This is a genomic window from Paraburkholderia sp. BL25I1N1, assembly GCF_003002025.1.
Lineage (GTDB): Bacteria > Pseudomonadota > Gammaproteobacteria > Burkholderiales > Burkholderiaceae > Paraburkholderia.
On record NZ_PVZB01000003.1, the window covers coordinates 136439 to 163053 of the forward strand.

A 26615-nucleotide genomic window follows, 5' to 3' on the forward strand; every position below is an offset into this window, starting at 1 on the left:
CTATGTGTGAGTCGTGGCACGCCAGGACCGGGTTTTTCTACGGCTGAAGCGGCCGTCTTTTATTAAAGAGCGAAGGCCATGCGGCCCACGTTTGTCGCGTTTTCTTGTGCCTGTTGTGTCCGGCCGGCCGGCCGGTCCTGCGATGCGTGGTGCGCGAGCGACGCGGCGATTTCGTCTGAGCGCAGCGCGAGCACCGACAGCAGCGTGTCGGACAGCCCATGACTGTCTTCGCAGCAGCCCTGCAGATAAACGCGCGGTTTGAAACTCGCCGGCGTGGCGAGCCGATAATCGCGTTCGACGTTGCCTTGCGCAAGCGCATCGCCGAGATGCGGTGCGAGGCCATCCAGCAGTTCGAAATGCGTGTCGCGGCGATAGCCCGTCGCGAGCACCAGCGCGTCGAACTGCTCGGCCCGCGCGTGGCCGCTCAGACGATCACGCAATGTGAGTTCGATCTGGCCGCCCGCCGTGCGCACCGCCGTTTCGATGCCGGTGTTCGCGAGCAGCCGGTGCCGCGGATCGGCGGACACGTTCTGCAAGTAAAGCATCTCGTAGATCTGCTCGATCAGCGGACGATCGACCACCGCGTAGTTGGTGTCGCGAAAGCGCTCGATCAGCGAACGGCGGCCGTCGCGCGGCTGCGCGTAGACGATATCGGTAAAGGCCGGGCTGAAAATCTCGTTGACGAAAGGGCTGTCGTCGGCGGGCTTCAGCGCGCTCGAGCGGATGACGAGGCTCGCATCGACGTGCGGAAAGCGGCGCGTCAGATCGACGAACACCTCGGCCGCGCTCTGTCCCGCGCCGATCACCGCCACGCGTTTTCGCGCGCCGCCCGCGGGTCCGACCGCGCGGTCGATGGACGTCAGGTACTGCGACGAATGCACGATGTTGTGCGTACCCAGCGCGGCGAAGGCTTCCGGAACCTGCGGACCGCCGCCGATGCCGACCGACAGCGCCCGCGTCACGCGCTGCCACTCGCGGCCCTCGCTGTCGCGCGAGAAAACCCGCAGCGCTTCGACGTCGTTCGTGTTGGCTGCACTCTTGACCGCTTCGATGCCGGTCACGGTTTGCCCGTAGTTCACGCGATCGTCGAACGACGCCGCGACCCAGCTCAGGTAATCGTGGAACTCCACACGCGTCGGATAGAAGTTCTTCAGATTGACGAAATCCGCCAGACGTCCACGCTCAAACAGATAATTGATGAACGTGAAGCGGCTTTTCGGATCGCGCATTGTCACAAGATCCTTCAGGAAGGAAATCTGCATCCGGCAATCATCGAGCAGCATGCCGCGATGCCAGCCGAATTCCGGCTGACGCTCGATGAAGCAATGCGCGAGATCCGGCACGCCGGCCTCTTCGGCGAGGCGCACGGCAAGCGCAAGATTCGACGGTCCGAAGCCGATTCCGATCAGATCAAATACGGTGTCTCTGTGCATGTCGCAGGTCCTTATCGGTGGAAGCCGGCGCCCCGCGTGCGCGGGCCGGTGAAAAATCTTTCGTGATTGATGCGGTTTTTATTGACTGCGGTTTTTGCCGGCTTTCTTACTGGGCTCATGCGTCGTCCCGTAACTCGACGACGCTCGATCCCCGCGCAACGAGCCGCGCCCCAAGCTGTGCGAAGGTCGGCGCGGCGAACATGTCGGCGATTTCCAACGCATGGCCGGCGGCCCGCGCGGCATCGACGAAGCGGACCACGTCGAACGAACTCGCGCCCGCTTCGAACAGGTCGTCGTGATGCGCGGGCGTGTTGCCTTCGAAGAGATCGCTCCAGACGCGTTCGAGCGCCTGCGCGCGTTGCGATGCTTTGTCGTGAGAGGTCGCGCGCGCCTGCGTGCCGGCCGCAACGCTGGCGGACTCCAGTGCAAAGCGCGCGGCTGAAGCACCGAGTTGCTCATGCGGTGCATCGACGAACTGTTGCACCACGTCCAGATAGTCTGCGGTCAGTATCTCGACGAAGCGGCCGTCCACCAGCTCGTTCGCGTACGAGAAGGCGCCGGTCACGCGCCCGTCGGCATGCTCGACCACATCCAGTTCCAGTTCGAACACCACGCGGTGCCGCACGTCGTTGAAATCGTCGAGCGTGAGGCCGGCCCAGTCGCGTTCCGCTGTTGCCGCCGGGCGCAGGTAGTTGAACATCACTGAGAACAAAGGATTGGCCGCTTCGGTACGAGGAGCGCGCAACGCCGCGACCACGTCGGCAAACGGCGTGTCAGCGTGCGCATAAGCGGCGAGCGCGGCGTCACGGACTTCGGCGAGCAGCGTCGTGGGTGTGTCGGTTTTCGCGAGCCGCGTGCGCACGACGACCGCATTGATAAAGAGTCCGAGCGCGCGGCGCGCGGCCTCGCCGGTCAGTTCGCGCGTGGAGGCGAGAACGCCGACCGGTTGATCGGTGGCGCCCGTCGCGCGATAGAAGGCCACGTTCAGCGCGGCATGCAGCAGCATGGGCAAGGTGGCGTGGACTTCGAGCGCCATCGAGCGGGCGCGGCGCACGAGCGCCGGGCTGAATTCGAACGCGAGACGGCCGCAACTCCAGGTGGGCGACACGGCACGGCCCGACGACGGCGACGGCAGCACCTGCGACGGCGCGTCGGCCAATGCATCGCGCCAGAACGACAGACGCGCTCGCGGCGCGGCGACCGGCAAGACCAGCTCTCGATTCTCAGCCGTTCCCACCACCGAAGCTCTCGGCGACGCGCCGCGCACGATCGCGACATATGTGGCGCGCACGTCGTCGAGCCATAGATCGATCGACTGACCGTCCGACACGATGTGATGCACGACCAGCGACAACACATGATCGCGCTCCGCGAGACGCAATAGGCGCACACGCCAGAGCGGCGCATTGTCGAGCAGATGGAATGGCGTGAGCGCGTCTTCGTCGGTGAGCGCGACAGCGGCGCTCTCGCGGATCGTGTCCGATCGATCGCCAGATAGATCGACAACGCGCAGATCGAACGGCGCCGGCTCGGCCACGCGCTGACCCGGCAACTGCCCATCGCGTTCAACCAGCCGCACACGCAGCGCCGGATGCCGCGCGGCCGCTTGAGCAAACGCTTCGCGCAACGCATCGACATCGAGCGCGCCACGCAAACGCAGCGCAACAGGAATGTTGTACGCCGCGCTCTCCGGTTGCGAGCGCCACAGGAACCACAAGCTCAATTGCGCGGAAGAAAGCGGCAGAATGCCGTTCGCGTCCGCTATCGGTTGTGAATTCGAAGCGCCACTCGAAGCGTCGTTGCCCGCATCGGCCAGCGCTTCGCTGTGGGCCGAAGCCAGCACCCGTTGCGCGTATTGCGCGAGCGTCGGTGCTTCGAAGAGCGTACGCACCGGCACATCACGCGCGAGCCGCTCGGCCACGCGCGTCGCCACACGAACTGCGGCCAGCGAATGCCCGCCGAGTTCGAAGAAATGATCGGCGCGGCCGACGCGCTCCACGCCCAGCACTTCGCGGAAAATCTGCGCAAGCGCGCTTTCGAGTCCCGCAGCAGGCGCCTGATAGACCCGCGCGACTCGCTGCGGCTCCGGCAATGCCGCGCGGTCCACCTTGCTGTTGGCATTGCGCGGCAATGCGTCGAGCACGACGATGTGCGCGGGCACCATGTAATCCGGCAACGTGTGACGCAGATGCGCGTCGAGCTCCGCCGCATCCGCGCGCGTGCTGCGCTCGCGCGCTTCGGCACTCAATTCCACGTATGCCACCAGCGCGGCTTGCGCGCCCTTGCCATGCACGATCGCCACGGCTTCACGCACATCGTCGTGCGCGGCGAGTTGCGCTTCGATCTCACCGAGTTCGATCCGCAAGCCGCGCAGCTTCACCTGATGATCGACGCGGCCGATAAAGTCAAACACGCCGTCCGCGCGCCGCTTGACGAGGTCGCCCGTACGATAGAGCCGTGCGCCCGGTGGACCGAACGGATCCGGCACGAAGCGCTCGGCCGTGAGCGCCGGCCGGTCCAGATAGCCGCGCGCGACACCCACGCCCTCGCCGCCCAGATACAACTCGCCGATCACGCCGACCGGCAGCGGATTCAAGCGTGCATCGAGCACGTGCGCCGAGCGCGCGCCGACCAACGTGCCGATCGGCAAATAGGCGCTGTCCGCGAGCTTCGCGGTGTCGTCGGTTGGGTAGAACATCCACAGCATCGGCGTGATGACGGTTTCGGTCGGCCCGTATCCGTTGACGATGCGCGCGTTCGGAAACGCCCGGCGCATCAGCGCGAACGCTTCGCGCGAGGTGGCTTCACCGCCCACCGTCAGCGAACGCAAGCTGGGCGGCGCACCGTGCGCGATCGCCCATTCGGCGAGTTGGGTTGCGCAACCTGGCGGCACGTAGGTCATGGTCGCGCCTTCGCGCGCCATCATCCGGCAGGTTTGCGCGGGCGGCCACAATGTGTCCGCGGTGACGGCCACGGCCGCGCCGGACATGTATTGCGAGAACCAGCCTTCATGCGCGCCGTCGAAATTGACCGACTGGAACAGCAGGAACACGTCACGCTCGCCCGCGCCGTAGCGCTCCGCGATCGCCGCGCAATGCAGCGCGAACGAACCGTGATCGACCACGACGCCCTTCGGCTTGCCTGTCGAGCCGGACGTATAAATCACATACGCCGCCTGGTGCGGCGACACGCGCGGCAACTCGACGTCCGCTGCCAAGGGCTCGTCAGCATGCGGCTCCTCGTCGATCAGCCACAATCGCAAACGGTCCGACGCCGGCAACGCAGCGAGACTCCCGCGTTCCGTGATGACGTGCGTGATCTGCGCGTCGTCGAGAATCTGTGCAAGACGCTCACGCGGATGGCTCGGATCGAGCGGAACGAACGCTCCGCCCGACTTCAGCGCCGCGATCAGACCGACCAGCAGATCCACCGAGCGGCTCAACGCGACGCCGACCCGCATCTCCGCACTCACGCCTGCCGCGACGAGGCGTTGCGCCAAACGCGCGGCTCGCGCATCCACTTCACCGCGCGTGAGCGAGCAGTTCATATCCGCGACGCCGCGTGCATCCGGCCGCGCTCTTGCGTGGTCGGCCACGCGCTCATGCACCGGTCTGAATACTGTTTCAGAAGGGGTTGCGGTGCTATTCCATGCGTCGAGTTGTGCGCGCTCCGCTTCCGGTAGCCATTGCAAGTCGCCAATCGCAGTGGCCGATGCCGCCGTCGCGTTCGACAGCAACTCGATGAATCGCGCAGCGAGGCGCTCTATCGCATCGGCGTCGAATAGATCGAGCGCGTAGATGAAGTACGCATCGATCGAACCGTCGTTCCGTTCCTCGAAGCTCAGCGTCAAATCGAACTTGGCGAACGGCGCACCGGAAGGCAACTCCGTCATGCGCACTTCCGCGAGCGACGGCAAACGACGCCGCGCTCCATATGCGGCCATCACCTGAAACAGCGGATGATGACTCGCGCTGCGCACCACGCCGAGCGCTTCGACCACCTGTTCGAACGGCACGTCCTGATGCGATTGGGCGTCGATCAGCGTTTGCTGCGTCGCGCCGACCAACGCGGCGAATGGCTGCGTCGCCGGAACCGGCGTGGCAAGCGTAAGCGTGTTCACGAAGAAGCCGACGAGACCGGCCACTTCGCCGCGCTCGCGATTGGCCGCGGGCACGCCGATCTGAATCTGCGTTTCACCCGACGAACGCGCGAGCAACGCACTCAACGCCGCCAGCAGTACGGCGAACGGCGTCGCGCGCTGCGCATGGGCCAGTGTCTTCACTTGCTGCACGAGCGCGGCATCGAGGACGAAACGATGCCGTGCGCCACGCGCGCTGCGCTGCGCCGGACGCGGCGCGGCGCCCGGCAACATCAGCACGTCGCGATTCGCATCCAGCCGATCGCGCCAGAACGACAACTGGCGTTCGCGTTCGCCCGCATCGAGCCAGCGACGCTGCCACAACGCGAAGTCGGCGTACTGGATCGGCAACGGCGCGAGCGAGACCGCCTCGCTCTTCGCATACGCGCGATAGAACGATGCCAGCTCCGCCAGTATCACATCCGAAGACCAGCCGTCGGAGACGATGTGATGTGTCGTCAACGCGAGCCAATGCGTGTTCGCATCGAGACGGATCAGATGCGCGCGCATCAGCGGACCGAGCGATAGATCGAAGGACTTCGCTTCATCGATCCGTGCGATGTCGGCGGCACGCGCCTCGCGCTGATCCGCGGGCCACGCGCTCACATCGCTGGCGTGCCATGGGCAGCGCGAGGGAGCATGCACCGTCTGCAAAACGCCGTCGCCGCTTTCGGCGAAAGTCGTACGTAGCGCTTCGTGGCGCGCGATCAGCGCGTCGCACGAAAGACGCAGCGCGTTGGCATCGAGCGCGCCGTCGAGTCGCAGCCGTTCGGTTATGTGATACGCGGCTGGTTCGTCGATCATCCGCGCATGCAGCCACAGACGCGTTTGCGCGAACGAAGCCGGCACGCTTGCGGTGCGCTCGGCGCGCGGCGGAATCGGCAGCACGCGAAAGTCGATGCCGGCGGCGTCGAGTTTCGTGAGAAAGGCCTTGCGCTGCACATCCGGCAACAGCGCGAAGCGTGACGCGAGGGACAGCAGATCCGGTTTGGCAGTGGTCATGCTAAGTGGTCTCAGTACGGGCCGACGTGTTGGCTCATTGCAGTTCGAATTCGTCGAGGAGCGCATCGATCGCGCTCGCGGTATCGCCTGCGCCGTGCGCGTCTCGCTCGGCGAGCGCGCGGTCGATCGCGGCGGCGCAGCGCTGCAAGGTGCGCTCGTCGAACAGGGTGCGTAGCGGCAGGATCAGCGTCCAGTGCAGATTCGCCTGAGCGTTGGCTTGCGTTGCGAGCAGCGAGTGGCCGCCCAGCGCGAAGAAGTCATCGTCGCGGCCAATCGTGTCGACGCGCAGCACCCGCTTCCAGATCTCGGCGAGTTCACGCTCCGTCTCCGTGGCGGCCACGCAGACAGCGCTTTCTGAGGCGGTCCCACGCACAGGAGCCGGCAATGCGTGACGGTCGCACTTGCCGTTCGGCGTGACCGGCAGCGCGTCCATCGCGATCAGATACGAAGGCACCATGTACGACGGCAGTCGCGCACGCAAATCGTCGAGCAGCGCCTGCGTATCGAGTGCGTTGTCCGCGCCGCACGCCACGTAGCCGATCAGTTGCTCGTCACGCACGATCACCACCGCGTCGTGCACGCCCGGCGCCGCACGCAGCAACGCTTCGATTTCACCGGGCTCGATCCGTTGACCACGCAATTTCACCTGCGTATCCAGGCGGCCGAGATAGTCGAGCGCGCCGTCCGCGCGGCGACGCGCAAGGTCGCCGGTTCGATAGAGCCGCGCGCCGTGCGAGAACGGATCGGGAACGAAGCGTTCCGCCGTCAGTGCGGCGCGGCCGAGGTAGCCGCGCGCCAGCCCCACGCCGCCCAGGTACAGTTCGCCGATCGCGCCTTGCGGCAGCGGTTGCAACGCCGCGTCGAGCACGTGCAATTGCAGGTTGGCAATCGGATGACCGATCGGCACGGACGCCGCGTCGGCATCGCGCGCCTCGCACGTCCAATGCGAAACGTCGATGGCGGCTTCCGTCGGGCCGTAGAGGTTATAGAGCCGCGCGTGCGGCAATTGTTTGGCGACCCGCGCCACCAGTTCCGGCGCGAGCGCTTCGCCGCTGGCGACGATTCGCTCGATGCTCGCGCAGCGCGCCGCCGCATGAAAGTCTTCCAGATGAGCGACAAAGGCCGCGAGCATCGACGGCACGAAATGCAGCGTCGTGACGCGATGTGTTTCGATGGCCGCGACGAGGCGCGCCGGATCGCGATGGTCGCCGGGCGCCGCGATGGCGAGCTTCGCGCCGATGGCGAGCGGCCACACGAACTCCCATACCGACACGTCGAAACCGAACGGCGTCTTGTGCAACACGACGTCGTTGGCGTCGAGGCGATACGCGTCCTGCATCCAGGCAATGCGGTTCGCCAGCGCGCGATGCGTATTGCCCGCGCCCTTGGGCTTGCCTGTGGAACCGGACGTGTAGATCAGGTAGGCAAGTTGATCGGGCGCGACTGGCACAGGAGCGCTGAGCGTGAAGTCGGCGCCGCGCAGTGCGTCGACGGTGAGGATCTTCACGCCGTTATCGCCAACCGCCGCCATGACACCTTCCAGCAGATGCGGCTGCGTCAGCACGACAGCGGGCTTCGCGTCATCGAGCAGATAGGCGATGCGGTCCGCCGGATAGTCCGGATCGATTGGCAGATACGCGGCGCCCGCTTTGAGCACGCCGATCAGCGCCACGACCATCTCGAACGAACGCTCGACGCAAAGCGCCACCGCTGTGTCCGCACGCACGCCGGCTTCGACGAGCGAGGCGGCGACGCGATCGGCGCTCGCATCGAGTTCGCCGTAGGTCATTTGCTGCGTGCGCCCTTGCGCGTCGACATATTCAAGCGCAATCGCGTCGGGCAACGCCAATGCCTTCTGTTCGAACTGGCGATGCAGCGCCTGCTGCTGTGTGTCCGGCCACACTTGCGCGGTCGAATTGAAACGCGCCAGCGCGGCCAGATCGCCGGCGGTGGAAATCGAAATCGTGCCGAGCGGCGCATCCGGATGGGCGATCAAGCCCGCGAGGCACGCGGCAAATGCGCGATGCAACGCGGCGACACGCGTTTCGTCGAGTTGCGCGGCGTCGTAACCGTAGTCGATCGTAAGCGTCGCGCCCGCTTCGATCAACAGCGTGAGCGCGAAGTCGGTTGCTTCGATATTGCGCAATTCACGCAGTTTGAGCGCGCGCTCGTCGCGTCCTTGCCAGGGTTCATCCACGGGATAGTTTTCGAACACCACCAAGGTGTCGAAGAGCGCGCCGCCACCCTGTCCCGCCCATTGCTGGATTTCATAGAGCGGCGTATGCGCATGCTCCGCGGCTGCGGCGTTGTCGCGCTGCAAATCGTGCAGCCATGCCGATGCCCGGCGTTGCGGCAACGGCGCGGTAATCACCGGCAGCGTGTTGATAAAAAGCCCCAGCACGGTATCGACGTCCGGCAACGCATCTGGACGGCCGGCGACGGTCGCGCCGAACGCGACGGCCGTGTGATGCGTCATCCGTTGCAGCGCGAGTGCCCACGCGCCCTGCACCATCGTGTTGACCGTGACCTTCAGACGGCGCGCGGTGTCGGTGAGGCGCGCTGTGGTCGCTGCGTCGATCGTTTCCCGCCGCGTGAGATGCCGCGGCTCGCGGCCGCTCGCGGACTCGCGCCCGGCAACCCGCGTCGGTTCGTCGAGCAACGCGAGACGCTGCAGCCAGAAGGCGCGCTCGCTGTCGGCGTCGCGTGCGGCCAGCCACGCGATGAAGTCGCGATAGCGCGTTTTGGCGGGCGCCGCAAAGGGTTGCGGACGCGGCGGCTCGATATAGTCGCGCAGCACGTCGGCGAAGAAACGCGCCGTGCTCCAGCCGTCGAGCAGCAAATGGTGACGTGTCCAGACGAGACGCCAAGCGTCGTCCGTCATGCGGATCAGCGCGACACGCATCAGCGGCGGCGACGTCAGATCGAAACCGCGCGCACGGTCGGCGCTGAGCCAGCTTTCGAATGCATCATGCGCTTGCGCACCGCGCTCGCGCCAATCGAGAATCTCCACCGGCATACGCGCCTGTCGATGCACGATCTGCATCGGCGTCGCTTCGTCCGGCGTGAAGCTGGTGCGCAGAATGTCGTGGCGCGGCACGGCGGCTTCGAATGCAGTGCGCAGACGCACCACGTCCGGCTCGATCAAGGTCGCGACCAGTTGATTCACATAGGTGGATTGCTCGGGCGCGAACAGCGAGTGGAACAGAATGCCGTGCTGCATCGGCGAAAGCGGATAGATATCGTCGACGCTGCGCAAGTCGAGCGGCACGCGTTCCAACGCGGCCTGCGTCAAGCCCCCCGCGCGTGCGAGCGGATAGTCGCCGGGCGTTGCGCCGCCGCCGCGTTGCGCGAGACGCGCCGCGCATGCCGCTGTCAATGCCGCGAGCGCGCTTTCAAAGCGCTGCGCAATGGCTTCCACGGTAGCGCGCTCGAATTGCGTTGCACCGTAGACCCAATGGATTTTGAGCGTGCGCGTGGCGTCGCCGTCGATATAGGCGTGAATCGCCAACGCATTGCCGATCGGTCCCGCCGGATCGCGTTCGCGGCCCGCGCCGCCGAAACGCGGCGCGAGCGCCGCTTCGCGCGGCGCGTCGAACTGGCCGAGATAGTTGAAGGTCACATGCGGACGCGGCACGGCGGCAAGCGTCGCGCGCGTGGCCGGGTCGCCGTAGTGGCGCAGCACGCCGAAACCGAGACCTTTGTTCGGCACCGCGCGCAGCGTGTCCTTGACCGCGCCGAGCGTGGCCGCCGGCGTGCTTTCAAGCGTGAACTGCACCGGATAGTGACTCGTGAGCCAGCCCGGTGTGCGGCTCACATCGACATCGTCGAACAAAGCCTCTCGGCCGTGGCCTTCGAGTTCGATACGGCACACGGGCATGTCGAGCGACTGCGCCAGCGCCGCGATCAGCAACTCGATCATCTGCGTGCGGTATGCGGCATTCGCTTCCGTCAATGCGGCGCGCGTCAGATCGGCGTTGATGGTCTGGATCACGGATTGTGCGTCGGCGTTGGTCGCCCTCGCTTGCGGACGGTCGAGCGGCAGATCGTCGTAGGGCGCGGCGAGCGCGGCCCAATACGGCAGTTCGGCGGCAAACGGCGAGTTAGTAATGTCGAGCGCTGCACGTGCGAGCCGTGCCGCCCATTCCTGCGCACTCGTCCCCGTCGACGCGAGACGCACGCTGCGACGCTCGCAAGCGGCGCGATAGGCGGCATCCAGGTCGTCGAGCAACACACGCCACGTCACGCCGTCCACAATGAGGTGGTGGATCGCAAGATAGAGCTTAGTCGTCCCGTCTGGCAGCAGCGCGGCCAGCGCGCAGACGAGTGGACCATGCGTCAGATCGAGCGTGCTCTGCAAGGCGTCGAATTGGGCTAGCGCGTCGGCTTCGTCGCATGCGGAACTCGCGGCAAGCGGCAGTGTTTCGAATGCGCGCTCGGCCAGTTCGAGACGCCATTCGCCTTGGGTGCCGACAGGCGTGAAACGCTGACGGAAAATCTCATGATGCGTCAGCAGCGTTTCGAATGCCCGCGCAAAAGCGTCGAAGTCGAACGGTGCCTGCGTATCGAGTTCGATGGACTGATTCCAGTGACCACGCCGCGGAATATCCAGCGCGAAGAAACGCAGTTGCGCGGGCGTGAGCGTAGCGGAGAGCTCGCGTTTTGCGGGTGCGGCCGGTGACTTCGACACACCCGGCGCAGCCTGCGCGGTGACATCCACTATCGTTGCAACACGTGCGAGTTGCGCTAACGTTGGCGCATCGAACAGTTGTTTCGGTGTGAAGCGCACACCGCGCTTGCGCGAACGGGCGATCACCTGCAACACCAGAATTGAATCGCCGCCCAACTCGAAGAAGTTGTCGTCACGGCCCACGCGCTCGGCTTTGAGTACATCCTTCCACACTGCGGCGAGCGCTTCTTCCGTTGCGTTTCGCGGCGCATCGCCCGCGGCCACCGACGGCGCCGGGGCAGCCGCCAGGGCCCGCAATGCCGCACGATCCACCTTGCCGTTCGCGGTTACTGGCAGTGCGGCGACATGCTGCAACACGGCCGGCACCATGTAGTCCGGCAAGCGCGCGCTCAACGCTGCGCGCAATGCGGCTTCGTCGAAACGGGCACCACTCGTCAAGGCGACGAATGATGCCAGACGCAAACGCCCCTCATGCTCCACGGCAAGCGTTTCAGCTTGAGCGATGCCGTCGAGCGCGCGTAGTGCCGCACTGACTTCGCCAGGCTCGACGCGGTAGCCGCGAATCTTGACCTGATCGTCGAGGCGGCCCAGAAAATCCAGCCGGCGATCGGCGCGCAACCTCACGCGATCACCCGTTCGATAGAGACGCTCGCCCGGCGCGAACGGATTCGGCACGAAACGCTCAGCGGTCGCCGCGGCGCGATTCAGATAACCGCGCGCCAAACCCGGTCCGCCTAGATACAACTCGCCGATCGCGCCCGGCGGTACGCTCGCGCCGAGGCTGTCGAGCACGCAAGCGTATGCGTTCGGCAGCGGCAGACCAAGCGGCACCGCTTGTGCGTTGCGCGCGCTCAGCGCGTGCAACGCGGCTTGCGCCGGCGCGGACGTGTCGCACGTCAATGCGCCTACCGTCGCTTCGGTCGGTCCATAGTGATTGATTACGCGGCAGGCCGGCTTCAGTGCCGCGATCCGCTCGACCAGCGACCACGGCAGCGTTTCGCCGCCCGTCACCAGCGCATGCGCGGGCAGCACGTCGGCCGGATGTTGCGCGTCGAGCAATGCATGCAGGTGGCTCGGCACGATCTTCAGAATGCCGACATGGCGCGTGCGCATTTCGTGGGCGAATCGATCGGGATCGAATGCGCATTGCGCGGGCAATAGATGCAGCGTGCGGCCCGAACAGAGCGCGCCGAATAGCGTCGTGTGGCCGAGGTCGGCGGCGACGGTGGAGATCATTGCCATGGATGCGTCGGCGACGAATGCGAGTTCGTCGAGCATGCCTTCGACGTAGTCGGCCAGTGCGCCGTGCGAGATGACGACGCCTTTCGGCGTGCCGGTCGAGCCGGAGGTGAAGATCAGGTAGGCAGCCTGGTTCGCTAGCGGTGACGTGTGCGCGATCGTGTCGTCCACACTTGCTGGCGATGAAGCTTGGGTGAGCGTATCGAAGTCGAGCGCGGTCGCTGCGCCTACTGGCGTCTCAGCTTGCGCTAGCGCCGCTGCGAGAATCCATCGCGCGCCGCACGCCTCGACGGAAGCAGTCAGACGCTCACGCGGCGCGGCAGGATCGAGCGGCACGACGTAAGCACCGGACTTCATCACACCGATCAGCGCAACCGCAAAGCGCACCGACCGCTCGATACAGACGGCCACCGGCTGCTCCACGCCAACCCCACGTTGGCGCAGAGCAGATGCGATACGGTCGGACGCAGCATCGGCTTCGGCGTACGTGAGTTGCGTCTCGGCATCCACAAGCGCCACGCGATCCGGCGTTTCACGTGCATGCCGCGCGAACAACGCAATCACGTTGTCAGCCGCCGGCTGGAATTCACGACCACGCCGCGCGGCGCGATAGTCAGCGCCATCCGCGCAATCCAGTTCGGCAATCGCACGCTGCGGATCGCGCACGGCATCGGCGACGAGCGCGGCATAGCTGTGCAGCCACGCGCGGGCGGTCGCTTCCTCGATACCGTCGAGCGCATAGGCGACGACCAGTTCGATGCCGCGCGGATCGTCGGTGAAATCGAGCGCGTAGTCGAAGCGGGCGGCAAGGTCCAGACCCGGCGACATGCGCACGGAAGCGCCCGGCAATTCAGCCGACAGTTCCAGATCGAACTGCTGCGCGAACTTCACCGTGAGCCACGCGTCGCCGCGCCGCACCGGCGGCTTGACCGCGTCGAGCACCTGATCGAACGGCACATCCTGATGCGCGAACGCGTCGAATGCGGAATGGCGCACGCTGTCGAGCAGCGCGGCGAACGATTGATCCGGCGCGACACGCGCGCGCAGCGCAAGCGTGTTGAGGAAAAGACCGACCAACGGCGCGGTCTCCGCGCGTTGCCGATGCGCGATCGGCGCGGCCACGACTATATCGGTCGTGCCGGTCAACCGGTAAAGCCAGGCGTCGAAGGCCGCGAGCAGCACAGTGAACGGCGATGCCTGCGCGCGTCGCGCCGTTTCGCGCACGGCCTCGGAAAGCGCGACGGGCAAACGCAGCGCGACACGGCCACCGCGATAGTCGTGTTCCGGCGAGCGTGGCCTGTCGAGCGGCAAGGCTAGCGCTTTGGGTGCATCGCGCAATGCGTCGCGCCAGTACGCTAGTTGCCGTTCGCCTTCGCCGGCTGCGAGCCAGTCGCGTTGCCATTGCGCGTAGTCGGCGTATTGGACAGACAACGCGGGCAATTGCGGCTCGCTTCCCGTTGCGAACGCCGCGTAGGCGGCTCGCAGTTCGTCGAAAGCGCAGCGTGAACTCCAGCCGTCGCTGATCGAATGATGCGTGGTCAGCAGGAAACGCTGCGTGTTGTCGGTGAGCGTGACGAGCGCGGCCCGCACGAGTGGACCTTTAGACAGATCGAAAGCCGCGCCCACTTGCTGTTCGGTCAACTCCACCAATCGCGACGTGCGTTCGGCCTCGCCGCAAACGCGCAAATCGATTTGCGCGACCGGCACCGGCAAGCGTGCATGAATGCGCTGTACGACGATACCGTCGTCGGACTCGACCAGCGTGGTTCGCCACGCCTGATGACGCGCGATCAGACAATCGAGCGCGCGCTGCAGCGTGCCGATCTCCAGCACGCCCTGCACGTCCCATTGCACGGCGACGTGATATGCCGCGCCGGCGTCCTGCGTTTGAGCGAGCACCCAGAAGCGCTGCTGCGCGAACGAGGCGGCACGGTCGACGAACGGCGCGCCCGTGGTCTGCACCACGGTGATGGCATCCGAACCCACCGACGTTTCGGTCTCGCTGTCGTCGATCAAACGCGCCAGTGCTTCGAGCGGTTGATCGTCGAACAACGCGTCGAGCCGCAGATTCACGCGCCACTCGATACGGATCGCCGCCTGCAATTGCATTGCCGCAAGCGAATCGCCGCCGCGTGCGAAGAAGCGGTCGCCGCAACCGATCGGCGCCGGGTCGCTCAGCAAGGTTTGCCAAAGCGCGGCGAGCCGCGCTTCCGTAGCGGTTCGAGGCGCGACGTGATTCACATCGACAACGGCCGGCATCGTGGCAATGAAGTCACGCAATGCCGCGCGATCGAGCTTGCCGTTCAATGTGTACGGCAGGCGCTCGAAGCGCACCAAACGATGCGGCATCCACGCCTGCGGCAGATGCGCGGCGAGATGCGCTTGCAGCGCGGCATCGTCGAGTTCGTCTTGCAGCACGACGCAGGCGATCAGTTGCGTTCGGCCGCCAGCCGTCTCGGCGAGCACACCCGCATCGGCCACTGCCGGATGCGTCAGCAGACAAGCCGCAATCTCGCCCGGTTCGACGCGCACGCCGCGCACCTGAACCTGATCGTCGATGCGGCCGAGATAGTCGAACGAGCCGTCCGCGCGTTCACGCGCGAGGTCGCCGGTGCGGTAGATCCGCGCGCCCGGTTCGCCGCTCGGGTCCGGCAGAAAACGTTCAGCGGTGAGTGCCGCGCGACCATGGTAGCCACGCGCGAGACACACGCCGCCCAGCAACAACTCACCGCTTTCACCCTGTTGCGCCGCGCCGTCGATGCGCGCCACGCGCCGCCCAATCGGCCAACCGATCGGCAGCGACGCAAAGCCATTGCCATCTTCGAGTGCCGGTGTCATGCCGGGATCGACGGGCCACAGCATCGGCGAAATCACCGCTTCGGTCGGCCCGTAGCCGTTGACCAGACGCACCGCAGGAAACACACGGCGTATCTCGTCGAAACTGTCTTGTGACATTGCCTCGCCACCGAACAGCAGTGTGCGCAGCGAAGGCGGCACGCCGAGGCGTTCGCAAACGTTCGCGAACTCGCGCACATAAGCGGGCGGCAGTGTCGTATTGGTGATGCCTTCACGCAGCATGAACGCATGCGTGGTTTCCGGCGCGAACGGCGGCGGATCGCTGATCACCACGCTGCCGCCGACGGCTAGCGGTACTAACCATGCCTCGATTGACACGTCGAAATTGACCGACGCGAAATGCAGCACGCGGTCATTTGCACCGATCGGCAACGAGTCGGCCAGCGCTTCGCCGTGCGCGGCGAGCGGTCCATGTTCGACGGCCACGGCTTTCGGCGTGCCCGTCGAACCCGATGTATAGATCATGTAGGCCGCCGCGCGCGGATGCACCGGCGCTTCTTCTTCATCGCCATCGAAACGCGGTGCTGCCGCATCTGTCGCAGCAGCGCTTGCGACGTCGAAGCATTGCGCGAAACGCGCGCGCATCGCCGCGTCGGCGGAACCGTCGACGATACCGTGCATGAGCCCCGCGTCCTGCGCGACCCAATCGAGGCGCGCCGCCGGATGACGCGGATCGAGCGCGACGAATACGCCGCCCGCCTTCAATACAGCGAGCAACGCGACGAACAGATCGCACGACCGCGCGACGCACACACCCACGCGCACTTCAGTCGTCACACCCGCCGCGCGCAGTTGCGCGGCAAGGCGCGCCGCGCGGTTATCCAGTTCGCCGCGCGTCAGCCGCACGATATGCGGCGTAAAGGACGCCAGCGCGGGCGCATCGGGATCGATGCGCGCCAGCGCGCGGATCTGGTGGTGCAACGCAATCGGGAAGCTCGTCATGGGCATGAAATCCGTTAGAACTGACCGTATAGGCCAAGTCGCAGGCCGCAATGGGCCGCTTCATTGGTGTGACGATCCGCAATCGCAAATCTTTACCGCCTGTGCTGTTTTTATTTGGACTGCATCTTTTTGATGTGGCAGATGAACGCGCGCGGTAAATGTTTGCTTCGCCCATTCGTCTATCAGGCGAGGGGCGTGTCTTTGCGCCCCGCTGGATGGCCGCACGCCCGCATGCGCCGCCCTTCACCGATCCATTGCGACCCACTGCGACACATTGCCGATGACCGCTGCCAACGAGCGCTACGACGCGCCACCCTCGTCTGCTTCACCTCCCTCCCACTCCGCGGGCAAGCCCGCCATGCGCCTGATCGTGGCGCTGCTCAAACGCTCTCGCGGTGCCTTCGCGATCGCGCTGACCGCCTGCGTGCTGAATGGCATCGCGAGCGTGCTGCTCGTGGCGACCTTGAGCCGCGCGCTGTCGCAAACAGGCGCCGCCGATATGTCGCTCGCCATGCGTTTCGCGGTGTGCGCGGTCGTCGCGCTCGTCACGCGCGTGATCACCGGCGTGCTGTTCGCGCGCCTCTCGCAGGACACGATGGCGCAGTTGCGTGAGCATGTCGCGCGGCGCGTCGCCGAGGCCGAGTTGCGCGATGTCGAACGGATCGGCGCGGCGCCCGTGCAATCCGTGCTGACCGACGACGCCACCAACGTGTCGATGCTGTTCTTCGCATTGCCCAATCTGGTGATGCACGGCTCGATCGTGTTCGGCTGCCTCGGTTATCTGGCGTGGCTGTCGTGGCCGGTTTGCCTGCTTGCGGTCGCCGCGATCCTGGTCGGCTCGTTCGGCTATCACGCCGGCGACAAGCGCGCGATCGCCTCGCTCGAAGCCGCGGGCCGCTCGCAGGACAAACTGTTCGGCTATCTCGGCGCGCTCTTCACCGGCGCGAAGGAACTCAAGCTGCATCAGGCGCGTTCGCGTCAATTCGTGGACGGCCAGCTCGGCTCGGCCATCGACGAAGTGCGAGATCACCGGCGTCGCGCGTTCAGCGCGTATGCGGTCGGGGTCGGCTGGATCGTGTTCCTGTTCTATGTGTTCCTGGGCGTCGCGGCATTCTGGCCGGCACTCGGCGTGCACGCCGATGCACCGTCGGCATCGGGCTACGTGGTGGTGTTCCTTTTCATGCTGCTGCCGCTGGACGGCCTGCTCAACAACGTACCGACTTTGAATGCGGCGCGCGTCTCGCTCGATCGCATCGAAAAAGTGATGGGCGAATTCGGCGCGCTGCGCACCTCGCCGCCGCCCGACGAAAATGCTTCGCACGCGCCGTATCGCACGCTCACGCTCAGCAACGTCACGCACTCGTACTTTCATGAGCGCGACGAGCGGATGTTCCGGGTCGGGCCGGTCAATCTGACCTTCAGGCCGGGTGAGCTGGTGTTCATCGTCGGCGGCAACGGCAGTGGCAAGACGACGCTCGCGAAAGTGCTGACCGGTCTCTACGAACCCGAAGACGGCACGATCGAACTGGACGGCAAGCGGGTCGGCTTTGCTGAGCGCGCCGCGTATCGTCAGCGCTTTACGGCGGTGTTCAACGATTTCCATCTGTTCGACGCGCTGCTTGGCATCGTCGATCCGAACGATGCCTCACGCGCGCAGGCGGATGCCCGCGCCAACGCCCTGGTCGCGAAGCTCGCGCTCGATCACAAGGTGCAGGTTGTGAACGGCGCGTTCTCCACGCGGGCGCTCTCTACCGGTCAGCGCAAACGCCTCGCGCTGGTCGTCGCGTATCTGGAAGACCGGCCGTTCTATCTGTTCGACGAATGGGCCGCCGATCAGGACCCGCAGTTCAAAGCGGTGTTCTACGAGCAACTGCTGCCGGAGTTGCGCTCGCGCGGCAAGACCGTGCTGGTGATCAGCCACGACGACCGCTACTTCCATCTTGCGGACCGTGTGTTGAAGCTGGAGAACGGCAGTATCGTCAGCGAGACGCATGGTTCGGCACAAGCGGTGCAAAACCCGGCGGTGGCCAACGGTACGATGGGGTGATGATCTGAAGGATGGCTCGCCAGGCCCTGGTGGTCTGGCGCTCAGCGGACTTACGCATCTCGCGTAACGAATAGGGACGCATCGCCCACCTTCGCGGCTTGCTCTACGCATTTTTTTGTACCTTCATGTCATTGGCCTGTCGAATCCTTGTGGATTCGATCGTCGTAGTGTTGAAGTCACCGAATGCATGTCTTCCGACGAAACAGGTGACCCACCTTTCTGACAGGAGAAACGAAATGCGCGTGATGGTCATGGTCAAGGCAACCCCCGAATCCGAAACGGGGCAACTGCCCAGCAAGGAAGAGTTCGCGGCGATGGGCCGATTCAACGATGAACTGGTCAAGGCCGGCATCCTCGTCGATTGCGACGGTCTGAAGCCCAGTTCGAAGGGCGTGCGGGTGAAGTTTTCCGGCAAGGATCGAAGCGTCGTTGACGGTCCGTTCGCCGAAACCAAGGAGTTGGTTGCCGGCTTCTGGATCTGGCAAGTGCAGTCCATGGAAGAAGCAATCGAATGGGTGCGCCGCTGCCCGAACCCGATGCCGAGCGCCTCGGAAATCGAAATTCGTCCCTTCTACGAGGCTGCGGACTTTGGAGATGCGTTCACGCCTGAACTTCAGGAAAGCGAGGCGCGGCTGCGACAGCAGATCGAATCCAATCAAGGTAAACAGCGCCGTTGATGATTCGTGTCCGAGCCGATTGGATTGCGGACCGACTACCGGACGGAGTCGCAGGACCGTGTTGGAGGCTGGCTGGATTCCCACGCCTGGCCTCTGCACGAACCGGCTCGTCGTCGAATTAGCGCTCCTGCTTCCTGACACCCGGCGCCGGCAACGACAGCAACGTATCTGTCATCGTATCGGCGAGCCGCAGCGCCGACATCGGTCCACCAAAACCCCAGATATTCCGCTCGACAAGCCCGACGCGTCCCGCGCTGCGAGCCGGCACGAAACGCCAGATCGGCGAATCGAGTTTCGTGGCGAGCGGGACCTGCGTTTCCGTCGCACTGACGAACAGCACGGTCAGCTTCGGCTTCTTCAATAGATCTTCCGAACTCACATACGCGGTGCCTTCGCGCGTCGCCTCAGCGGGCCACAAGTCGAGCCCGAGCGCATGCGCGACACCCGCTGCCGTGCTGTTGCCGGTGAACGCCCAGTAGCGGTCCGGCAAGCCCAGTTCCTGCAACCACGCTACCTGTTCGCCGCGACGGCCCGCTTCGGCGAGGCGCCGCGCGTCGCGGGCGAATCCTGCATCGACCCTGGCTTCGACGGCGCGCGCCGCCTCCTCGCGTCCCGTCAGACAGCCGATGGTACGCAGAATCTTGCGGCTCCAATCGAGTTGCGTGACGCGCGAGCCGTCTTCGGTGAAGTTCGGACCGTATTTGAACAGCACGGTCGGCGCAATGCGCTCTAACGCCGCAAAAATCGGCGCATGGCGCAATCCGACGCCGAGGATCAGATCGGGCTTGACCGCCGCAATCGCCTCGAGACTCGGCTCCTGACGCGTGCCGATATCGGGCACCGACGCAAGACGCGCATTGTCATAACCGATCCACACCGGGTAATACTCGGGATCGGCCATGCCGACCGGCGTGATACCGACGGCTGCCAGGTCCTCGGCGAACATGAACTCGAGGACGACGATGCGCTTCGGCTTTGCAGGCAATGACGGGCTGGCTTGCGAGACGATCGGGTTGTCGGCGAGCGGCTTGCAGGTTTGCTGCTGCGCTTGTGCGGTGTTTGGGTGAGTCGGGCTGCTTGCACTCGCAGCGGCCGCTGCGCCGCTGCTACCTTGTGCAAATGCATACGCGGTGGAAAACAAGGTGGCCGCGATCACCGCATGCGTGCAAAGCTGCCTGAAACGCCGAGCTTTCTTCTCGCGGCGCGACCTCGGCATTGAGGGCGTCCTTAACTTAATCACTGTCAATGCGAAGCGGCCTGCAATGCGATTTCCGCATCGCTCATCGTCAGTAGCAGGGGGCAGCGTCCACACAATTGCGTCTCTCCAGGAATTTCATAACGTACGCAGCACACGCGCCGTGCGCTGAACGGATTCGGCAAACTCGCGGCGCGCGGTTTTGCCGGTCGCACGGGCAGACGCAGCGGATTAGTCTCGCCATCGGCAGCGATCGGACCGAAGAGCCACGCGATGTCGCTCGTCAGATCGAACTGCGGCGCGCATTGTTCGAACAGGTAGTCCAGCAGATTGCCGGCGTTGCTCCACAACACGCGCGGCGCAATTTTTGTCATTGCGCACAGCGTCTCGATCACCGAATCCAGATGTTCGACCAGCGGCGCAAAACGGCGTGCCGGATCGCACTCAACCGGCTGCAATGCGTCGGGCGCGAAATACGCGGCGATGGGAAGACCGTCGCGCAGCACGACATGCGTTTTATCCGGCGACATCGCGAGCGGCCGGCGCAGCAACGCTGCCGCAACGAATCCTGCCGTCGCCGCGAAACCGAAGTAGTACTTGGTCCATTGCGACAACAACGCACGTGCATGCGTTTCGCGCTCGCCGCCGTAGAGCGTGACCATTGCATCGAGCAATTCAGCGCGATGCCCGGCCAACTCGCTGACGCGAATCACGCTCAGCGACGCGGTTGCGTCGCCGGCGAGTGCGGCTTCCTCGATCGCGTTCGGCGTGCCGAGCCACACATGCTCGAGATAATGCGCGATCGACTCCGGCGCAAACTGCGCGAAGCACTGCGCGCGCTCATCGTCGTCGCGTTGCCGCATCACCGTTTGCCCCGCTTCTCGCGCCGAGCCTCCACGATCAGCAGCGCAAGCAGATAAGGCGCGCCGATCAGCGCAGTCAGCACGCCGGCGGGAATTTCGCGCGGCGCCAGCAGCGTGCGCGCCGCGATATCGGCCACGACCAGCACCAGCGCCCCGCACGCCGCCGCGAGCCACAAGCGCGTGCGATGAGCCCGCGCGCCGAGCATGGACGCCAGATGCGGCGCCATCAAGCCGATAAAGCCCACCGGTCCCACCGCGGCCACGGCGGCGCAGGTGGCAAGCATCGCCACGGTCAGCACCAGCGGACGCAACACGCCGATCGGCAAGCCCAGTGAGGCGGCCTGGTCGTCGCCCAATGCAAGCAGATCTAGCGGCCGCGCGAGCAGTGCGAACACCGGCACGGCCAGCACGCACCACGGCAGCAACGTCGTCACTTCGCCCCAACTGCGCCCGTACGTGCCGCCCACCAGCCACACGACGAAGCGCGCGGGCTGCACGCTTTGCTGCGTGATGAGCCATTGCGACAGCGTCGTCCACAGCGTGCCGATGACGATGCCCGTCAGCGCGACCGCGAGCGGCGCATAGCGATGCCGGCGATTCAGCAACAGCGTCAGGGCCAGCGTGAGGCCGCCACCCGCGAGCGAAGCGGCGGCCAGCGTCGAATGGGCGGCAAGCGGCCACATCACGAGCGCGGCGAGCGTCGCGAGGCCCGCGCCCTGCGTCACGCCGAGAACCTCCGGTCCGGCAAGCGGATTGCGCACGATGCTTTGCATCAGCACCCCGCTCGCGGCGAGCAGCGCGCCCGCGAGCAATGCGCAGATGAGGCGCGGCAAGCGCAGGTCGAGCAGCATCCGCGCGAGGTCGTCGCGGTGATCGAACGCTGCGAGCCAGCGCTGCACACCGACGGTCGTGGGACCGAACGATGCGCCCGCACAGACGAGCACGACGCCGAGCAGCACCAGCACGCATGCTGTCAGCAGCCACGGCCACGCGTCGATCGCGCGCACGAAGCGCGTGCCCGCCCGCGCGACCGCGCGCTCCTGACCGGCGTGCAACGCGCCCGACCACGCGGCGCCGCTGCGGATCATCGCGAGCATCAACGGCGTGCCGACGAAGGCAATCGCCACACCGGTCGAAAGCGTCGCGTCGAGGTCGAGCGCCTGCACGGCGCTATCGGTGACGAGCACCAGCGCGCCGCCGACCAGCGCGGACAAGGGCACGAGCGCCGCCAGCCGCGACGCTTTCGCGCCACGCATCTGACGCAACAGGTTCGGCGCGATCAGGCCGACATACGAAAGCGGTCCGGCAACGCTGACCGCGACGCTCGCGAAGCCCACCGCGACCACCATCGCCGCGAGCCGGGTGGCATCCACGCGAACGCCGGCTGCCGCTGCGGCGTCGTCACCCAGGGCGAGCGGATCGAGTGGGCGAATCACGAAGGGCAACGCGATCAGCGGCAGCACGAGCCAGGACGCGGCGATCTTGAGCCCCGCAGCGCCGGGTTGATAAAGACTGCCGCTCGCCCACAACGACACGCCGACGATGCTCTGCTCGAAGAACGCGAGAATCAGCGTGGTCAGCGCGGAGAACAGCAGCATGCAGACGCTGCCGGCGAGCACGAGCCGCAACGGCGTGGAGCGCCAGCCGCCGGCCGCCGCGGCCACGCACGCGGCCGCGCCCAGACCGCACACGAACAGCAGCGGCACGGACGCCACGCCCGCGAGCGACGGCACCAGCATCGCGGCAAGCAAGCCGAGTTGCGCGCCGCCGGTGATGCCGAGCAGATCGGGCGAAGCCAAAGGATTGCGCGTGAGCGATTGAAACAGGGTGCCGGCCACCGCGAGGCAGCCGCCTGCCACGAGGGCCGCCAGAATGCGCGGCACGCTCAGGTCGAACAGCAGAATGCCGGCAAGTTGCGCGGCATCGCTGCCCGTGGGCGCGGCCAGCCATGTGCGGAAACCGGGCGCAAGCCGCATCACCGCCACGATGACGATCAACGCGACGAGTGCTGCGCCGATTGTCGTGACGCGGCTTCTGACAGGCGCGCGATAGCTGTCGGTCGCTGGCGTGCTATGGCGCAGGCGTTTGCGTGCGGCAAGCGTCGTCATGCGGCGACGTCCTTGCTCATCGCTTCCTCGCGGAGGGAAGCGGCGTCGGCTTGGTTGCCCATGAAGTCGCCTTCGTAGGCCGGCACGCACATCGGCGCGCCCGTTTGCGGGTGCGCGATCTTGAGCATCGGCACGCCGAAGGTCTCGTTCAAGTGACGCGGGTCGAGCATTGCATCAGGCGAGCCTTGTGCGACGATGCGGCCGGCGCGCATCAACACGATCTCGTCGCTGTAGGCCGCCGCCTGATTCAGATCGTGCAGCACCCACACGATCGTCAGGCCGCGCTCGCGATTCAGGCGCCGCAATTCACGCAGAATATCCAGTTGATGATGGATGTCGAGATACGTGGTCGGTTCGTCGAGCAGCACGATCGGCGCCTGTTGCGCGAGCGCCATTGCGATCCACGCGCGTTGCCGTTCGCCGCCCGAGAGCGCGGCAACGTCGCGTGCGGCGTCGTCGGCGAGACCGCTGGTCACGAGCGCTTCGTCGATCGCCGCGTGGTCGGCGCGCGAGAGTCCGCGCAGCCAGCCGCCGTGCGCGTAGCGGCCATACGCGACCAGCTCGCGCACGGTGAGGCCGAAGGGGATCTGATTGAACTGCGCGAGCATGGTGAGCGTGCGCGCCAACACGCGGCGCCGGTGCGAAGCGAGCGGCACACCGTTCACATCGACGCTGCCGGACAATGCCGGTTGCAAGCCGGCAAGCGTGCGCAGCAGCGTGCTTTTGCCGCAGCCGTTCGGTCCGCACAACGCCGTGACGCGGCCGGCCGCGATGTTCAGATTCAGACCGTGGAGCACGACGTGATCGCGGTAGCCGACCGTCAGCGAATGCGCTGCAAGCGCCGCGCCCTGCGATTTCGTCATTGCGCGGCCGTCCGCTTTTCGCCTTCGGCTTCGCTGTAGCTTCGCGCCATCGCGACCACGACTTTGCGCGGGCCTTCGAACGGATCGCGTGCGTGCGCCGTCAGCATGTTGTCGAGCATCAGCACGTCGCCGGTTAGCCACGGGAACACGATCCGTTGCTGATCGAGCACGCCGCGAATTTCCGCGAGCGCGTCGGCTTCGAGCGGTTCGCCGTCGCCGTAATAGACGTTGCGCGGTACGTTGTCGAGGCCGACCGAATCGATCAACGCCTCCTGCATGTCTTCGTCGAGCGACGAAAGATGGAACAGATTCGCCTGATTGAACCAGACACGCTCGCCGGTGCGCGGATGGCGCGCCACCGCCTGGCAGCGCTCGCGCGTTCGCAGCAGCAGTTCGCCGTCTTCGCTGTCGCGCCATTCGCATTCGATGCCGCGCGCACGGCAAATCTGCTCGACGGTGCGCGGGTCGTCCGAACCGAACGCCTGCTCCCACGGCAGATCGAGCCCTTGCCCGAAGTTGCGTACGTAGAGCAGTTTACGTTTCGCAAAGCGCTCGACCAGCGCCGGATCGAGCGCACGATAGATCGCGCGGCTATCGGCGATCGGCGTCGCGCCACCGCTGCGCGCGGCAAGCGCGCAATGGAACCAGATACGCAGCGGCCATTCGCGCGTGTACGACTGCTCGTTATGCAAAGGAATCGAGCGATGCGGCGGATATTCCGTCGAGGTATAGACCGCGCCTTCCACCTGGCTGCGCGGCGTCGAAGCGAACTCATAACCGATCAGCGGATGCCCGAACGAACCCGCGAAACTTTGAAACGCGTCGATCGAGGCCACGCGAAACCCCGTGAACAGCACGCCGCCCGCGCGCTCGAGCGTGTCGTCTACGATCGAACGTAGAAGCGGCGCCGCTTCCTCCAAAGACATCTCGGCGCCCGCGCGCGGCGAGACGACAGTCGGCAAGCCCGGCTCGATCGATAAATCGGCGAGCGTGGGCAGCGGCATGGAAAGCATGGTCATACTCTGAATCCTTTTGCTGAAGCGGGGCGGTTGGCACATAGCCGACCCACTCAATGGCACTGCGCGTGCTTAGGCCGTCACGTTCTTCAGGCCGTTGCGTCCATGTGTCTGCGCAAGCTGGCTGGACGCATGTCGGTCCACACGGCCTCGATGTGCGCGAGGCATTCGGCCTTCTGGCCGCGCACGCCCACTTCGCGCCAGCCGGCCGGCACGTCGCGGAACGTCGGCCAGATCGAGTACTGCTCTTCGTCGTTGATGACGACGGTGTAGACGAGGTCGTCCGCCTCGCCGGCTGCGGCGCTGGAAGTCTGCTGTGCTTGCGTCATGATGAAAGGCTCAGTCGATGAAAGGTCAGGAAGCGCTGGGACCGCCCACTGGCATGTCCCGGCATTGCGGCGCGGGCATTCGCTCACGCACCGCTTCTAATCAGTTGACGTTTGATGCGCGCGCTTTTTTACCGCCGGCGCGAGCGGCCGCTACAGAACGCGGGGCCGGCCACGCCGCGATTGCAGGCGTCGAGGCAATCGACGCAATGCTTCTCGGCGTCGCGCACCATGAAATGCACCAGCGTCTGCGAGACGTCGAGGGCGCGCGCGGTGTTTTGCAGCGTTTCCTCGCGCAGGCGCACCATTTCGAAGGCGGCGCGGCTGCGCGGCGGCAGTTGCTCCAGCGCGTTGTAGACGTGCCGCAGCGTGTCGCGCACGAGCAGCGCCGCCTCCGGCGAAGGTTCCGGCGATGGCACGTGCAGGCCGTCGTCTTCGTCGGCGTGATAGGTGTTTTCGAGGCTCTGGCGGCGGAAGGCGTCGATCGACGCGTTGCGCACCATGCGCGTGACGTAGGCGACCGGCTGACGCACGGCGTCCTGATCGTGAAAGTCGACCAGCTTGATGAAGACGTCGTGCACCACATCTTCCGCGAGACTCGCGCAACCCACGAAGCCGCGCGCCAGATTGACGAGCATCGGCCGGTTGTCGATCAACACGTCAAGCAGTGTGCCCTTCTTCCCATCGACCGCGCGCGCGTGATTGCGAGGGCGCCGCGAAACCGGTGGACAGGCGCCTGCGGCGTTGAGAACCAATATCGGCATCGCTGTTGAAGGCTCTCGCCGAACGAGCACCTCAGCCATAGATTCGCTCCGCTGTCTCAAAGGATGGAGCGCCAATCTAACGTAAACGCGAATCATTCTCAATCAAGATTTAGAATAACCTTACAATTTCCAATAGCTTTGTCTGATGCATTCCAGATGCATAACGGTCATCGGCCGTTTGACGGCTCGGCTAGCGGGCGGGAAATTATGTAGGCATCCGTATCATTGGCGACGAAGCGCGCGGATCGAGACACCTGCGCGACAGCGGAAACACGTGCCCTGGTCCCCAGCCATCGCGTCGGGCTCTCTTGCGCTCCCACGCCTGGCACACTCCGCATGCATCGAAGTCTTCGCGACGGAACGCTACACATTTCCCCGCAGCGTCGACGCACTGGAGCAAGGCGATCCGAATCTGGTACAACTGATGTCTGCGCCCATGAAGGACGGCGCCGTCGTGGC

12 protein-coding genes are annotated in these 26615 nt (G+C 65.5%); 2 read left to right on the forward strand and 10 right to left on the reverse strand.

Annotation, left to right across the window (positions count from 1 at the left end; genetic code table 11):
• Nucleotides 1–62: 62 nt before the first annotated feature.
• The 3 genes from B0G73_RS05460 to B0G73_RS05470 form a co-directional block, all read right to left on the reverse strand.
• A complete protein-coding gene (locus B0G73_RS05460; RefSeq protein WP_106278632.1) occupies nt 63–1433 on the reverse strand; it encodes a lysine N(6)-hydroxylase/L-ornithine N(5)-oxygenase family protein in 1371 nt (456 codons plus the stop codon).
• Nucleotides 1434–1548: 115 nt separating this feature from the next.
• Entirely contained in the window at nt 1549–6573 is a 5025-nt protein-coding gene (locus B0G73_RS05465) for a non-ribosomal peptide synthetase (RefSeq protein WP_106278634.1), read from the reverse strand.
• A 34-nt stretch (nt 6574–6607) separates the two neighbouring features.
• Nucleotides 6608–16297: a non-ribosomal peptide synthetase gene (locus B0G73_RS05470; protein WP_106278636.1), complete on the reverse strand. Its 9690-nt coding sequence runs from the start codon at nt 16295–16297 to the stop codon at nt 6608–6610.
• A 280-nt stretch (nt 16298–16577) separates the two neighbouring features.
• On the opposite strand from B0G73_RS05470, the gene B0G73_RS05475 reads away from it, so the two are divergent.
• Both B0G73_RS05475 and B0G73_RS05480 read left to right on the forward strand, forming a co-directional pair.
• Nucleotides 16578–18344 (forward strand): cyclic peptide export ABC transporter, encoded by a 1767-nt coding sequence (locus tag B0G73_RS05475; protein ID WP_106278637.1) that lies wholly within the window; start codon nt 16578–16580, stop codon nt 18342–18344.
• Nucleotides 18345–18580: 236 nt separating this feature from the next.
• Nucleotides 18581–19021 (forward strand): YciI family protein, encoded by a 441-nt coding sequence (locus B0G73_RS05480; protein WP_106278639.1) that lies wholly within the window; start codon nt 18581–18583, stop codon nt 19019–19021.
• 118 nt (nt 19022–19139) lie between these two features.
• Here B0G73_RS05480 and B0G73_RS05485 read toward each other — a convergent pair whose 3' ends face one another.
• The 7 genes from B0G73_RS05485 to B0G73_RS05515 form a co-directional block, all read right to left on the reverse strand.
• The gene (locus B0G73_RS05485) at nt 19140–20237 is read right to left on the reverse strand and encodes an ABC transporter substrate-binding protein (RefSeq protein WP_258193188.1); all 1098 of its coding nucleotides are present in this window, start codon (nt 20235–20237) and stop codon (nt 19140–19142) included.
• A 26-nt stretch (nt 20238–20263) separates the two neighbouring features.
• Nucleotides 20264–21079: a siderophore-iron reductase FhuF gene (gene fhuF, locus B0G73_RS05490; protein WP_106278641.1), complete on the reverse strand. Its 816-nt coding sequence runs from the start codon at nt 21077–21079 to the stop codon at nt 20264–20266.
• Nucleotides 21079–23187, reverse strand: coding sequence for a Fe(3+)-hydroxamate ABC transporter permease FhuB (fhuB, locus tag B0G73_RS05495; protein WP_106278644.1), 2109 nt, complete (start codon nt 23185–23187; stop codon nt 21079–21081). The genes fhuF and fhuB overlap by 1 nt, the downstream gene beginning before the upstream one ends.
• Nucleotides 23184–24050 carry an ABC transporter ATP-binding protein gene (locus tag B0G73_RS05500; RefSeq protein ID WP_106278647.1) on the reverse strand — a complete coding sequence of 289 codons (867 nt, stop codon included), beginning with the start codon at nt 24048–24050 and terminating at the stop codon, nt 23184–23186. Before B0G73_RS05500 ends, fhuB begins: the two co-directional genes overlap by 4 nt.
• Nucleotides 24047–25069, reverse strand: a complete 1023-nt coding sequence (locus tag B0G73_RS05505; RefSeq protein ID WP_106278650.1) for a TauD/TfdA family dioxygenase — start codon at nt 25067–25069, stop codon at nt 24047–24049. Before B0G73_RS05505 ends, B0G73_RS05500 begins: the two co-directional genes overlap by 4 nt.
• 86 nt (nt 25070–25155) lie before the next feature.
• On the reverse strand, nt 25156–25395 hold the full coding sequence (locus B0G73_RS05510; protein WP_106278652.1) for an MbtH family NRPS accessory protein: 240 nt from the start codon (nt 25393–25395) through the stop codon (nt 25156–25158).
• Between the two features lie 128 nt (nt 25396–25523).
• Nucleotides 25524–26195: an RNA polymerase factor sigma-70 gene (locus tag B0G73_RS05515; protein WP_106278654.1), complete on the reverse strand. Its 672-nt coding sequence runs from the start codon at nt 26193–26195 to the stop codon at nt 25524–25526.
• Between the last annotated feature and the right edge of the window lie 420 nt (nt 26196–26615).